Raw genomic sequence first — 12,010 nt, 5'->3', positions numbered from 1 at the left:
CGTCTCCTAGAATTCGTCATGGGTTAAATCGCTGGTGCTCAATAATTGCTTATCAATCAGCCTGCGTTTAAGCGCCTCATCGGTATGGACCAGTGCCACCTCAACGTTTTTGTCGAAGTCGCGTTTTGTGGGGTAAAGAAAAGCCTGATAAACAACGTCCTGGCCGGCGGTAATGGTTATCCAGCTCCCCCAGCGGGCGCTGGGGCGCTCGTTGATGGTTAAATTGCCGGTATAGCTGCTTTCCCATTTATCGCTGAAGGCGCGGTAGAAACTGTGGCCTACCGAAGTGACGGTATGGTCCGTCAGCAGCCCGGGGATCTCGACTTCTTCGGCGTGAACGCTGTTCATCGCGCACCAGCAGGCCGCCAGGAAAAAAATGGCTGAGCGTTTCATGGTGTTTATCGCCGAAGGTTATCGTTTGCCCAGGAAACCGCCTGGGTGCGGTTTTTGACGGCTATTTTTCTGAACAGGTTATACAGGTGCGTTTTGACCGTGTTCTCACTGATAAACAGCGAGCGGGCGATTTCAACGTTGGAGGAACCCACGCGCAGCTTGTTCAGGATTTCCTTTTCGCGCTGCGTTAAGCGTGAGGATTCGGTGCTATTAAAACGATAATTTCCGGAATGGCTGATGAGATAGCTGGCCAGCTTCTGCGAGAAGTAGCACTCTCCTTCCAGGACCCCACGCAGCCCCTCAACGACTTTGGGCTCTTCGGTCGCAAAATAAAATACGCCGTTGATATGTGGCCAGTTCTCGATCTCTCTGAAAGGATACTCTTCCGGCGTGTTGAGCAGCAGTAATTTTATCTGACTGTTTTTACGGCTTAATTTTTCCTGCCAAAACAGGATGATCTTCTTATCCGTTTCCGCCATATCAAATAAAATCAGAACATTACTGGCGAAGTCATCCAGTGGACGTTGAATATTGTGAACCCGCCCATTTATTTCTAACGAGGCGCGTAGATGTTGTAATAAAGCTGAAGCCTGGAGAGAGGGTTTCGTAATTAACAATAACGTAGGGCCCTGTAGGGCATGGACTTCATTATACATGATGAAACTCCACCTGGTTTTTGTCGCTACCGTTTGAATTAATGGAAATTAATTCTCCCTGAGATATCGAGATTCGCGACAGTGCTGTATGTTAAATATTTTTAATCGCCGAAATAATGGTTTTCGGTCGCAAAGGGATTTTTAACTAAAGACTTACTATCTGTTTTCAATTTAGCGATTAGACATTTTAAAGCAAGTGTTAACTATGTAACTAAATGTTTCTGTGGATATTAAAATGTTTCTATGTGATTTTTTATCTATTTAGATTTAAGCCTAAAGTTGTACTTTCAGAATTGATTGTATAGTCATTATTTTTTCTTTTTTTCTTCCATTGCATTGAATTTTAATGTTTTTATTCTTGGTGATTTGTTTTTGTTAACGCCTCTCATATTTTTAAAAACAGCGTTTCCAGTATTCACCCGCTTCGCTTAAGAAAACCATTCCTGGTGACGAAGGTTTTTCATAAACTGGCTAAGCATCGCCTAAGTTGTGCTAAGTCAGTGACCGGAAAGGTGACTTTAAATAAGTGTGCTAATGATTATCCGATCCCTGGATCAGGTAGTTGCAATGAAGGGATTAGTGTATTTTATTCCGTGTTAATACTTTGGTGTGAATTGGATAATGCAAAATACCACTCGTGCATGAGATATTTAAGATGCCTGCCGTAACATACTCATTTCCGTAACGGAGCAATAACAAATTACCATTGGTTCGTTATAAATAATTACTGCATTACGCGTCATAATGTTCCGGCGTTATTAGGTTCAAGGTGACAGAATGAAAAAATATTGGCTGTTAATGATGTTGTTTATGGGGCTGTCTCAGTACGGCCTGGCCCAGAGGAACGATCTTGCCGTCTCCGAATACAATTTCGCCGTAAATGAATTGAGTAATCCTCAATTTAATCAAACGGCGATTGTTGGCCAGTACGGCAGTAATAATAATGCGGCGGTGACTCAGCGAGGTCAGCGGCAATTATCTGAGATAGCACAGAGCGGCTCGGGTAACCGGGCAAACATCGATCAATCAGGTAGTTATAACCTTGCTTATATCTCGCAAGAGGGCGTCGCCAACGATGCGAGTATAAAGCAGGATTCATTTGGTAATGCCGCTCTTATTATCCAGCGAGGTGCTGGTAACAAAGCAAACATTACCCAATACGGTACCCAGAAGTCAGCAGTTGTTGTGCAAAACCAGTCACAAATGGCGATTCGTGTTATTCAGCGATAAGCAAAACATTTGGGCTGAAACTATCAATCCGATGGGGGTTTTAGTATGAATCTTTTCAAAGTTGCAGCATTAGCAGCATTGGTTGTTTCCGCAGGTGCAATGGCTACGTACCCACAGCAGGCTCAGCACTCAACCTTGAAAATATATCAGCAAGGTAACGGTAATAACGCCACAGCACTGCAGTCGAATGCTTTCTATTCGAAGACGGATATTAAACAGCTGGGCACCGTAAACGGGGCAAAAGTTGGCCAGGGTTCCGACAGCAGCGATATTAAATTGCTGCAGGACGGCTATGGTAATAACGCCACTATCAGCCAGTGGAACGGTAAAAACGCGCAGATCGACGTTCAGCAGTTCGGGACCAACAACGGCGCGGTGGTTAACCAGACGGCATCAAGTTCGCTGGTTTCAGTCACCCAGTTCGGTAACGGCAACCACGCCACGGCTTCTCAGTATTAAGACAGCCAGGCAGCCGTGTAAACAGGGCCTCAGGCCCTGTTTTTCTTTGGAGGTCGTATGCATACCCTGGTGTTGCTTGCCGCGCTTTCAAGCCAGCTGACGTTTAATACCCGGCAGCAGGAGAACATTTACACCATTACGCCCGTGGCCACGCTTGCCGCAGATTGCCAGTGCACAATGACGCTGGTGGCCAATAAAAGCGGGACGTCCGGGCAAAGCACCAGCCGTCAAAGCAGTGAACTGTTCATCAAAGCCCACGAAGAGGTCGCGCTGTCGCAGCTCAGTCTGAACATTGACCCCGGCGACAGCGTTACGGTGACCGTCACGTTGAGCGACGGGAAAGTATTTCACCTTGAACAGCAGTGGCGAGAGCCGGGCAAACCTTGACGAAGAATAAATATATGTGACGGAGGTATTGCAAGAATAAAAAACATCGATCACTGTTTAATTATCTTTGATTTTCTGCCGATAACCTTCAGGGACGACAGCAATCGAGGAGTAATGAACGTGAAAGCAATTTATACGAAGTATTTGCTTTGTCTGGCGCTGAGCGTGGCGGTTACGCCGTTATCCCAGGCCGCTTCCTCTGGCATTATCCATTTTCGGGGTGAAATAGTAGAAGGCGGCTGTCAGTGGGCGCCTGCAAGTTCCAGTGTTGCAATGACCTGTACCGAAAAAGGCAAACCTGTCACCCAAACCGTGGCCCTTAGTTCCCTTGATGGCGTAACCGTGCATAACGACAGCACGATGCAAACCCGCGTGCAGTATCTCGACTCACAGCACAAAACCGCCGTTTTGCACGTGACTTATCAATAGTCTCCTGGCCCGTTTCACCGACGGGCCTTCTCCTTTTGGTTTCAGACCACGTTGCAGAGTAAACTAGCCCACGTCGATTTAGATTCAGGGTATAGGGCTAGTGCTGTGAAAAAAAGTTTGCTTCTCTCTCTTCTGCTGGTGGCTCAGGCGACCGGCGCGGTGACGCTGGATGAAATCCAAAAGCGTTTTGCCGCTGCGCCCGTTATGCGGGCTCAGTTTGAGCAGGAGCGCCAGATAAAAGGCATGGCCCAGCCGCTGCATTCCAGCGGGCGAGTCGTGGTAGCGAAGAATAAAGGGCTGTGGTGGCAGCAGCGTCAGCCTTTCCCGATGCGGCTGATCGTGGGCGATAACCGCATGGTGCAGGTGATGGGTAACCAGCCTCCTCAGGCCATTACGGCACAGAGTAACCCGCAAATGTTCCAGTTCAACCAACTGTTGCGCACGCTGTTTTATATCGACCGTAAAACGCTGGAGAAAGACTTCATCAGTGAATTTTCCGATCTCGGACAGGGGAAATGGCGGCTGGTGTTGATTCCCTCTGATGAAACGCTTAGCGGACTGTTCCGCTCCATAACGCTTTATGGCGAGAAGTCTCTCGATCGTGTTGAGCTTCACGACGTTGAGGAGGACTCGACGGAGATAACCTTCAGCCATTATCAGCCAGAACCGCAGAAACTTACCCGGGAAGAGCGCAAACGCTTTGTCTTCTGATGCACATTACCGGCTTGCCGTGGGGAGAGTAGGGCACCTTTGCGATCCGCAATCCGTGGAGCGCTGGCTGTCGGAGGCGCTGATCGCTATGGCGCCACAGGGCGCGCGCCGCTCTGCATGGCTTGCCGGGCGAGTGCTTTTAGCGCAGCTGCTGGATAACGGCGCTTTGCCGCCGCTGCAAAACGGTTCTCACGGTAAACCCTGGCACCCGTATCTGCCTGAATTCAATATTTCTAACAGCGCCGACGCCGTTGCGGTACTGACGGGCAACAAGCCCGTTGGCTGCGACATGGAGCTGCTGCGCCCGCGTAAGCGCTGGCAGGCGGTGGCGAAGCACAGTTTTTCCCCGGCGCTTAATGACTGGCTGGAAGGGCTGCCTGAAGCGCAGCAGCTGACGGCATTCTGGCGTTTGTGGACGGCCCACGAAGCGGTCGTGAAGCAGCGGGGCGGGACGGTCTGGCAAATACCGGAGCTGTCGCTCCCGCTGGAAACGCTTTGCCCGCCGAACCTGCATTTGCAGCATATTACCTGCGGCGAATGGCTGATTGCCTGCTGTGGGTCTGAGGCGTTTGCAGCTGATTTTTCCGTAGAACGAGCGGTGGCTATCGGCTGAGTTTTTGATTGCGTTGTCGGCGGGCGGCGGCATAATACGTAAAACTTAATTAGAACGATAACTATTGCTATTTATATGGACGTTTCTCTCAGCCGTCGGCGTTTGCTGGCGTTTTCCGCTTTACTGCCTCTGGCCACAATTTTTCCGGGCCGCGCCCAGGCGCAGCGTTTTGACCCAAGCCGTATTATTGCCCTGGAGTGGCGGCCGGTCGAAATGCTGCTGGCGCTCGGCATCATGCCGCTGGCTATCGCCGATAAACGCAATTATCACCGCTGGGTTGGGGAGCCAAAGCTGCCTGATACCGTCGTTGACGTTGGGCTGCGAAACGAGCCTAACCGCGAATTAATGCAGCGCCTCAACCCTTCGCTATTTCTAATCTCCAAAGGTTTTGGCCCCGCCGAGTCAGACTTAAAGCCAATCGCTCCCTGCTGGTCGACGGCGTTCAATGACGCCAGCGGGCGCCCGTTGGCGCTGCTGGAGAAAGATTTAATCAGGCTCGGGCAGTTCCTGGGGCGCGAGCAACAGGCTGTCGAGCATCTGGCAAAGCTTCACCAGGGCATAGCCTCCACGCGTGAAAAACTCCCGTCTGACCCGAGGCCGCTGGTGATGTTCTCGTTTCTCGATAGCCGGCGGGTGATGATTTTTGGCCGCAGCAGCCTGTTCAATGATTTGCTGGAGCGGTTGGGGATGCGCAATGCCTGGGACGGGAAAACCAATGCCTGGGGGAGTGCCGTGGTGGGGATTGAAACGCTGGTCAGGCTGGAGAATGTCACGGCGCTGTGTTTTATGCATGGCGATGACGATCCGGTGAAAACGGTGGCGAAATCTGCGCTATGGCAGGTGATGCCCTTTGTTCGTGACGGGCAGCTGCACCTGCTACCTGCGGTATGGTTTTACGGCGGCAGTTTCTCGGCGCTGCGTTTCTGCCAGCTCTTGCCGGAGGCGCTGTGCGCATAATCCTTCTTTTACTCTGTGCCTTTACGCTGTTTTTAACCGGCTACAACTTTCAGCAAATGCTGCCCGCAGGCCTTTGGTGGCAGGCGATAACCCTACCGCAGGTCACCGATGTTTCGCAGATGCTTTTTCATTACAGCCTGCTGCCGCGAACAACGCTGGCGCTGCTCACCGGTGCCGGGCTGGCGCTGGCCGGCTGTCTGTTTCAGCATATCCTGCGTAACCCTCTGGCCGAACCGGCAACCCTGGGCGTTGCGGCCGGGGCGCAGCTGGGCCTGACCCTTGCGACGCTTTTTCTGGCGGGGGCAGGGGAAACCGGCAGGCAGCTTGCGGCGCTGGCAGGCGCAATGGTCGTAGGCAGCATTGTGCTGGGTGCCGCCTGGGGCAAGCGTATGTCGCCGGTCACGCTGATCCTTGCCGGGCTTGTGCTGGGACTGTATTGCGGCGCGGTGAAAAGCTTCCTCGTACTGTTCAATCATGAACGCCTGCAAAACCTGTTTATCTGGAGCAGCGGGATGCTGAACCAGTATGACTGGGCGGGCGTGGAGTTTCTCTGGCCAAGGCTGCTGGCCGGGCTGGTACTCATCGTATTGATGATTCGCCCCCTGGGCATGCTGGCATTAGATGACACGGTATTGCGCGGGCTGGGCATGAAGCTGGCATTGGTTAGAGTGGGCGGGCTGTTTCTGGCGCTGCTGCTGAGTTCGATGCTGGTCAGCGTGGTGGGCGTTATCGGGTTTATTGGCCTGTTTGCCCCGGTTTTGGCCGGGATGTTTGGCGTAAGGCGCCTGCTGCCTAAGCTTCTGGCTTCCATGGCGACCGGAGCCCTGTTGCTGCTCTTGAGCGATCAACTGGTTATCTGGCTTGGCAGCCACTGGCAGGAGCTGCCGACCGGGGCGGTGACGGCGCTGGTCGGTGCGCCGTTAATGCTGTGGCTATTACCTCGCCTGCGCCATCAGCGGCTTGCCGCCACTCAGGATGCCAGTATTGCCGCGGAACGCCACCTGTCACCTGGCACTGTGCTGCTGATGTGTGCTGCTTTACTGCTGGTCGCCTTACTGGCGCTGGGCGTGGGGCGAGAAAGCGCGGGCTGGTTTGTGGGCTTACAGGAAATGTGGCAGTGGCGCTGGCCGCGCGTGCTGTCGGCGATTGCCGCCGGGGCAATGCTTGCGGCGGCCGGAACGCTGGTGCAGAAAATGACCGGTAATCCTATGGCCAGCCCCGAAGTGTTGGGCGTGAGTTCCGGGGCGGCCTGCGCCATCGTGTTATTGACGTTCCTTGTCCCCGGAGACGTAAGCGCGTGGCAGCTTCCGGCTGGTTTTGCCGGGGCGACGCTCACGCTGCTGGCGATGCTCGTTTTAGCCCGAACGGGGCTGGCACCGGGCCGGCTGCTGCTGACCGGCGTTGCGCTGAGTACGGTATTCGCCACGCTGCTTACGCTGTACCTGGCCAGCGGCGATCCTCGCAGCGGCGCGGTGCTGACGTGGCTATCCGGCTCTACCTGGAAAGTCACCGGGCAACAGGCTTTGGTGAGCGGCGGCATGGCGCTGGTGCTGATAGGGCTTACGCCGCTGGTGCGTCGCTGGCTGACTATTCTGCCGCTGGGAGGCGAAGCCGCGCAGGCGCTTGGCGTGGCCCTGAGCCGCTCGCGTATCAGCATTTTGGTCCTTGCAGCCGGATTAGTTGCTGCCGCAACGTTATGCGTCGGGCCGCTGAGTTTTGTCGGTCTTATGGCTCCCCATATGGCAAGAATGCTCGGCTTCCGCCGCGCGGTGCCTCAGCTCGTGGTGGCGATAGCGCTAGGCGCAGGTCTGATGCTGGTGGCCGACTGGCTGGGCCGCAGTATTCTCTTCCCGTTCCAGATCCCCGCCGGGCTGTTGGCCACGCTCTGCGGTGCCCCGTACTTTATCTGGCTATTGCGTAAGGCGTAGCAGGTAACGATAATCACGATCAAAATCATAATCGTTCTCATTATTGTATTTTGAATTTTACCAGGGACTTTAGATGCCTCATCCATTTTCTCATCAGGCCGGGTTTAAACCTCGCCTGATTGCGGCGTTGATCGCTGCCGCTTGCCTGCCTGCGGTCGCCGCGACTCAGGCAGATACCCAACAAAAAACTGCCGCTAAAGAAGAGACCATTACCGTAACGGCTACCCCGGATAATCAGTTCAGCGCGGGCGGTAACGATCTGGTCCCGGCTTACCTGGAAGGGCAGGTAGCCAACGGCGGGCGCCTGGGTATGCTCGGTGAACAGGATGCGCGTAACGTGCCGTTTAACGTTATCGGCTATACCTCAAAAATGATTGAGGATAAGCAGGCCAATACTATCAGCGACATTATTCGCAACGACGCCACCGTGCAGCCCGTGCGCAGCTACGGTAACTTCGGCGAATCCTACCGAATCCGAGGTTTCCTGCTCGACGGCGACGATATTTCCTACGGCGGGCTTTACGGCGTGCTGCCGCGCCAGATAACGAGCACGGCCATTGCGGAGCGCGTGGAGGTTATTAAAGGTTCTACGGCGTTCCTGAACGGCGTGCCGCCGGGTGGCTCTGGCGTGGGCGGGGCGATCAATATCGAGCCTAAGCGGGCGGGAAGTGAACCGCATACCCAGCTTGGCGTGGATTATACCGGGCGCTCGCAGGTAGGCGGCACGCTGGATACCGGCCGCAGATTTGGTGATAACGAGCAGTTTGGCGCGCGAGTTAACCTGCTTCACCGCGAGGGCGAAAGCGAAGTTCACGGCCAGAAGGACAGAACGTCGCTGGCAAGCATTGGGCTGGATTACAAAGGCGATAAGCTGCGGACTTCCTTCGACGGCGGCTATCAGAAAATGACGGTGCATAATGGCCGTATCGGCGTTGGCGTTGGGGCGATTACGGAGATGCCTGACGTACCGGATAACCGGACAAACTACGGGCAGCCGTGGGTTTATTCGGATATGAGCAGCCGTTTTGCCGCCCTGCACAGCGAGTATGATCTGCAGGACAACTGGACGCTTTATGGCGCGCTGGGTACCAGCGAAACCGACGAGCATGGCAATTACAGCGTGCCAAAGTTTGTTGATAATAAGGGCAATACCAGCCAGACGCGCCTTTCTACGCGCTACATCGCCGACGCTTTCTCCGGCATGGGCGGGGTGAGAGGTAAGTTTGATACCGGCTTTATCGGCCACAGCGTGAACCTGGGCTATTCAGGCGTTTACCGCAAAACCCGTGCGGCCTACACCATGTCGTCCAGTAAAACTGCCGTCGGGAATAACATCTACGATCCGTCTTATCTCGACCTCAGTCGTTTTCCGACGGTCGCTTCCGGCAGCGATATGGACGATCCAACCCAGCGTAGCCGCACGATTACCGGCGGCGTTTCGCTTTCCGACACGCTCTCTGCGCTGGATGGTAAGGTCCTGTTGACCCTGGGGGCTCGCCGCCAGGAAGTACGGGTTCGTAACTACAGCTATACCGGCATCGAAGACACGAAGTCGCGCTTTGACGCTTTCAAAGTTACGCCGGTTTATGGCCTGGTGGTGAAGCCGTGGGAGCCTGTTTCCTTCTATGTTAACCATATTGAAGCGCTACAGCCTGGCCCAACGGCAACGTCGAAAGCGACCAATGCCGGTAACGTCGTCGGTATCGTGCAGTCAAAGCAGAACGAAGTTGGTGTGAAGATGGACTTCGGCCGCGTGGGCGGGAGCATGGCGCTGTTTGAGGTCAAAAAGCCGGTGGGGATGATCGACAGCAACAACGTTTACGGCCTCTACGGCGAGCAGCGTAGCCGCGGTATGGAGCTGAACGTCTTTGGTGAGCCGATGTACGGCGTGCGCCTGCTGGGGAGCGCGCTGTGGCTTCAGCCTGAGATGGTCAAAACCAGCGGTGGCACCAATGATGGCAAAGACGCCATTGGCGTACCTCGCTACTCCTGGTCCGTAGGCGGTGAATGGGATCTGCCGTGGGTGCAGAACCTGACTGCGACCGGGACGCTTATCCGCACCGGCTCCCAGTATGCCAACGTCGACAACAGCCTGAAGCTCAACGGCTGGACGCGGCTCGATCTCGGCGTGCGTTACAGCACGAAGGTGAACGACCAGACGCTGACCTGGCGTGCCAACGTGGAAAACGTGACCAACGAGAAATACTGGGCATCCATCGACGACAGCGGCTCGTATATTACGCAAAGTGACCCGCGCACGTTGAAACTTTCCATGACTGTTGATTTCTAATCCAATAACAAATGCTCCGTTATGGCGGGGCTTTTTGTGGCTGATATCTGAACATTTTTAAAAGTTGAAATGTCCGGAAACGATAATAGTCATGTACGTGCCCCGTCTGACGAGAATAGACTACGGCAAAGTACAGTTGGAGAATGGTTAATGAGTGAACGCATACAGGTAGTCCAGGGGGATATCACACAGATTGAGGTCGATGTGATCGTCAACGCGGCAAACCCTACACTGATGGGCGGTGGGGGAGTGGACGGGGCGATTCATCGTGCCGCCGGGCCTGCGCTGCTGGAAGCCTGTAAAGCGGTACGCCAGCTACAGGGGGAATGTGCCCCCGGCCACGCGGTTATCACCGAAGCAGGGAATATTGCAGTAAAAGCGGTTATTCACGCCGTGGGGCCGGTATGGCACGGCGGAGAGCAGAACGAAGCGGAACTGCTGGAACTGGCTTACCGCAACAGCCTTGATTTAGCCGCCGCCAACGGCTACAGAACGATTGCTTTCCCGGCGATAAGCACCGGGGTTTATGGCTTCCCGAAGGCACAGGCGGCGCGCATAGCCTGGGATACCGTCTATAAATACATCGGTATGCGTCCGCTGCCGGAAAGCGTGGTGTTTGTCTGCTTTGATGATGAAAACACGCAGATTTATCAGCAGATTGCAGCTGAGTGTCATAAATAAATCACGACAGCTTCATAAAACTTCAATCTGCGGCGGCTAAGATTCCTGGCGCAGAGATAACAAAGGCCGGTGTTAATGACCGGCCTTTCGTGTGTTATCCAGCAAATGATTGTGGCGTAGCCGCTTTCTCCTTCGGCTTGCCTGAAAACAGGAAGCGAAGAAGCGGAATGCGCAAGTGCAGCTCATAAAGCAGCAGCGCAATGCCGACCACAAAGACCAGCCCGCTGAAGAACCCTAAGATATTGGACGTGATGTGCGGCGTAATAAAGGCGCCGAAGAACAGCGTGAGCGGGTGGTGCACCAGATAAATAAACAGCGATGCATTGACGAAATAGGTTACCCGCGCTGATTTGAAGTTCAGCATTTTGTAGCCCAGCGAAAAGACCACGTTGACCATCCATAGCCCCATCAGCATGGTGATCACGCTTTCCGTTTCGTACATCCAGGCATCGCCGCTGCCGTAGCGCTGGTTTAATAAATAGGCCGCAAAGGCCAGGACGGCGCCTGCCTGGCTCCAGCGCGAAGGCGTGGTGAACAGGATCTTCAGCGAGTCGCGTTTGAAGGTCAGCGCACCGAGCATAAAGAACGGCAGATAGAACAACGTCTGCATCACGACGAAATTAAACAGCCCGTCGCTTAATAATGGCGGGTGAATAAGAAAAATAGTTCGCCGAATAGCGGCATATAAAAGACCAAAGCCTAAGAATAAAACTGAGAGTTTTCCCAGCGTTATTGGCGAATTATTATTCTGTTCGTTTCTAATTATAAAATTATTAATTTTTTGAAACAAAACCATGCCGAGTGTGGTTAATATCACCAGCACCAGTAAAAACCACAGGTGGGAGACCAGTTCCCACACCAGCGTGTTGTATTTTTGGTAGCCCGTGAGCGTGTGCCACAGGCCTGCCTTGTCGTTGATGTATTGCAGCATCAGGAACTGAGGCAGCGTCAGCAGCGGTATGGCCGTCAGCATCGGGATGCCGACACGCTCCACGCGCACGGTCCACCAGCGTTTCAGCGGGTAGCGCAGAAATAACATGTAGGAAAAATAGCCAGAAATAACGAAGAATACCTGCATACGAAACGCGTGAATAAAGTCATTAAATAGCGTCAGGCTCGCAGAAGGCATCGCGCTATTCACGTGCCAGTGGTGGCTCGAATAGATAAGCGAAATGTGGAACGGGATGCCCAATAGCATCAACCATGCCCGGATAGAATCCAGGAAAAACTCACGTTGTTGCGGTGCTTTACTCATAATACTCCAGACATTTTCAGA

13 protein-coding genes are annotated in these 12,010 nt (G+C 53.8%); 10 read left to right on the top strand and 3 right to left on the bottom strand.

Going from position 1 to position 12,010, the window contains the following annotated elements:
* Positions 1–6 precede the first annotated feature (6 nt).
* Both csgE and csgD read right to left on the bottom strand, forming a co-directional pair.
* The gene (gene csgE / locus JT31_RS04445) at positions 7–393 is read right to left on the bottom strand and encodes a curli production assembly/transport protein CsgE (RefSeq protein ID WP_038473780.1); all 387 of its coding nucleotides are present in this window, start codon (positions 391–393) and stop codon (positions 7–9) included.
* A 5-nt stretch (positions 394–398) separates the two neighbouring features.
* Positions 399–1,049 carry a biofilm master transcriptional regulator CsgD gene (gene csgD / locus JT31_RS04440; protein ID WP_038473777.1) on the bottom strand — a complete coding sequence of 217 codons (651 nt, stop codon included), beginning with the start codon at positions 1,047–1,049 and terminating at the stop codon, positions 399–401.
* Between the two features lie 777 nt (positions 1,050–1,826).
* Between csgD and csgB the strand changes: the two genes are divergently transcribed.
* The 10 genes from csgB to ymdB all read left to right on the top strand — a co-directional run bounded on the left by csgB (position 1,827) and on the right by ymdB (position 10,734).
* Positions 1,827–2,279, top strand: coding sequence for a curli minor subunit CsgB (gene csgB, locus JT31_RS04435; RefSeq protein ID WP_038473775.1), 453 nt, complete (start codon positions 1,827–1,829; stop codon positions 2,277–2,279).
* Positions 2,280–2,324: 45 nt separating this feature from the next.
* Entirely contained in the window at positions 2,325–2,738 is a 414-nt protein-coding gene (gene csgA / locus JT31_RS04430) for a curli major subunit CsgA (protein ID WP_038473771.1), read from the top strand.
* 57 nt (positions 2,739–2,795) lie between these two features.
* On the top strand, positions 2,796–3,125 hold the full coding sequence (csgC, locus tag JT31_RS04425; protein ID WP_038473769.1) for a curli assembly chaperone CsgC: 330 nt from the start codon (positions 2,796–2,798) through the stop codon (positions 3,123–3,125).
* Between the two features lie 120 nt (positions 3,126–3,245).
* On the top strand, positions 3,246–3,554 hold the full coding sequence (locus JT31_RS04420; protein WP_038482776.1) for a hypothetical protein: 309 nt from the start codon (positions 3,246–3,248) through the stop codon (positions 3,552–3,554).
* 105 nt (positions 3,555–3,659) lie between these two features.
* Positions 3,660–4,265, top strand: a complete 606-nt coding sequence (locus JT31_RS04415) for an outer membrane lipoprotein carrier protein LolA (RefSeq protein ID WP_038473766.1) — start codon at positions 3,660–3,662, stop codon at positions 4,263–4,265.
* Positions 4,255–4,878 carry a 4'-phosphopantetheinyl transferase superfamily protein gene (locus JT31_RS04410; protein ID WP_144244027.1) on the top strand — a complete coding sequence of 208 codons (624 nt, stop codon included), beginning with the start codon at positions 4,255–4,257 and terminating at the stop codon, positions 4,876–4,878. The genes JT31_RS04415 and JT31_RS04410 overlap by 11 nt, the downstream gene beginning before the upstream one ends.
* 75 nt (positions 4,879–4,953) lie before the next feature.
* On the top strand, positions 4,954–5,835 hold the full coding sequence (fhuD, locus tag JT31_RS04405) for a Fe(3+)-hydroxamate ABC transporter substrate-binding protein FhuD (protein WP_038473763.1): 882 nt from the start codon (positions 4,954–4,956) through the stop codon (positions 5,833–5,835).
* Entirely contained in the window at positions 5,766–7,763 is a 1,998-nt protein-coding gene (fhuB, locus tag JT31_RS04400; RefSeq protein ID WP_052048967.1) for a Fe(3+)-hydroxamate ABC transporter permease FhuB, read from the top strand. The genes fhuD and fhuB overlap by 70 nt, the downstream gene beginning before the upstream one ends.
* A gap of 73 nt (positions 7,764–7,836) precedes the next feature.
* Positions 7,837–10,053 carry a TonB-dependent receptor gene (locus JT31_RS04395; RefSeq protein WP_038473761.1) on the top strand — a complete coding sequence of 739 codons (2,217 nt, stop codon included), beginning with the start codon at positions 7,837–7,839 and terminating at the stop codon, positions 10,051–10,053.
* A gap of 150 nt (positions 10,054–10,203) precedes the next feature.
* A complete protein-coding gene (gene ymdB, locus JT31_RS04390; protein WP_038473758.1) occupies positions 10,204–10,734 on the top strand; it encodes an O-acetyl-ADP-ribose deacetylase in 531 nt (176 codons plus the stop codon).
* Between the two features lie 94 nt (positions 10,735–10,828).
* On the opposite strand, the gene mdoC is transcribed toward ymdB, so the two are convergent.
* Positions 10,829–11,989, bottom strand: a complete 1,161-nt coding sequence (gene mdoC, locus JT31_RS04385; protein WP_038473756.1) for a glucans biosynthesis protein MdoC — start codon at positions 11,987–11,989, stop codon at positions 10,829–10,831.
* Between the last annotated feature and the right edge of the window lie 21 nt (positions 11,990–12,010).

It is taken from the genome of Cedecea neteri (assembly GCF_000757825.1).
Taxonomy (GTDB): domain Bacteria; phylum Pseudomonadota; class Gammaproteobacteria; order Enterobacterales; family Enterobacteriaceae; genus Cedecea; species Cedecea selenatireducens.
This window is presented reverse-complemented; position numbering and strand designations above follow the sequence as displayed.

Bases quoted from the DNA above. Each gene is read 5' to 3' on its own strand.
- JT31_RS04395 (WP_038473761.1), top strand. From the start codon at position 7,837: ATGCCTCATCCATTTTCTCATCAGGCCGGGTTTAAACCTCGCCTGATT.
- csgC (WP_038473769.1), top strand. From the start codon at position 2,796: ATGCATACCCTGGTGTTGCTTGCCGCGCTTTCAAGCCAGCTGACGTTT.
- csgA (WP_038473771.1), top strand. From the start codon at position 2,325: ATGAATCTTTTCAAAGTTGCAGCATTAGCAGCATTGGTTGTTTCCGCA.
- mdoC (WP_038473756.1), bottom strand. From the start codon at position 11,989: ATGAGTAAAGCACCGCAACAACGTGAGTTTTTCCTGGATTCTATCCGG.
- csgE (WP_038473780.1), bottom strand. From the start codon at position 393: ATGAAACGCTCAGCCATTTTTTTCCTGGCGGCCTGCTGGTGCGCGATG.
- csgD (WP_038473777.1), bottom strand. From the start codon at position 1,049: ATGTATAATGAAGTCCATGCCCTACAGGGCCCTACGTTATTGTTAATT.
- csgB (WP_038473775.1), top strand. From the start codon at position 1,827: ATGAAAAAATATTGGCTGTTAATGATGTTGTTTATGGGGCTGTCTCAG.
- fhuD (WP_038473763.1), top strand. From the start codon at position 4,954: ATGGACGTTTCTCTCAGCCGTCGGCGTTTGCTGGCGTTTTCCGCTTTA.
- ymdB (WP_038473758.1), top strand. From the start codon at position 10,204: ATGAGTGAACGCATACAGGTAGTCCAGGGGGATATCACACAGATTGAG.
- fhuB (WP_052048967.1), top strand. From the start codon at position 5,766: ATGGTTTTACGGCGGCAGTTTCTCGGCGCTGCGTTTCTGCCAGCTCTT.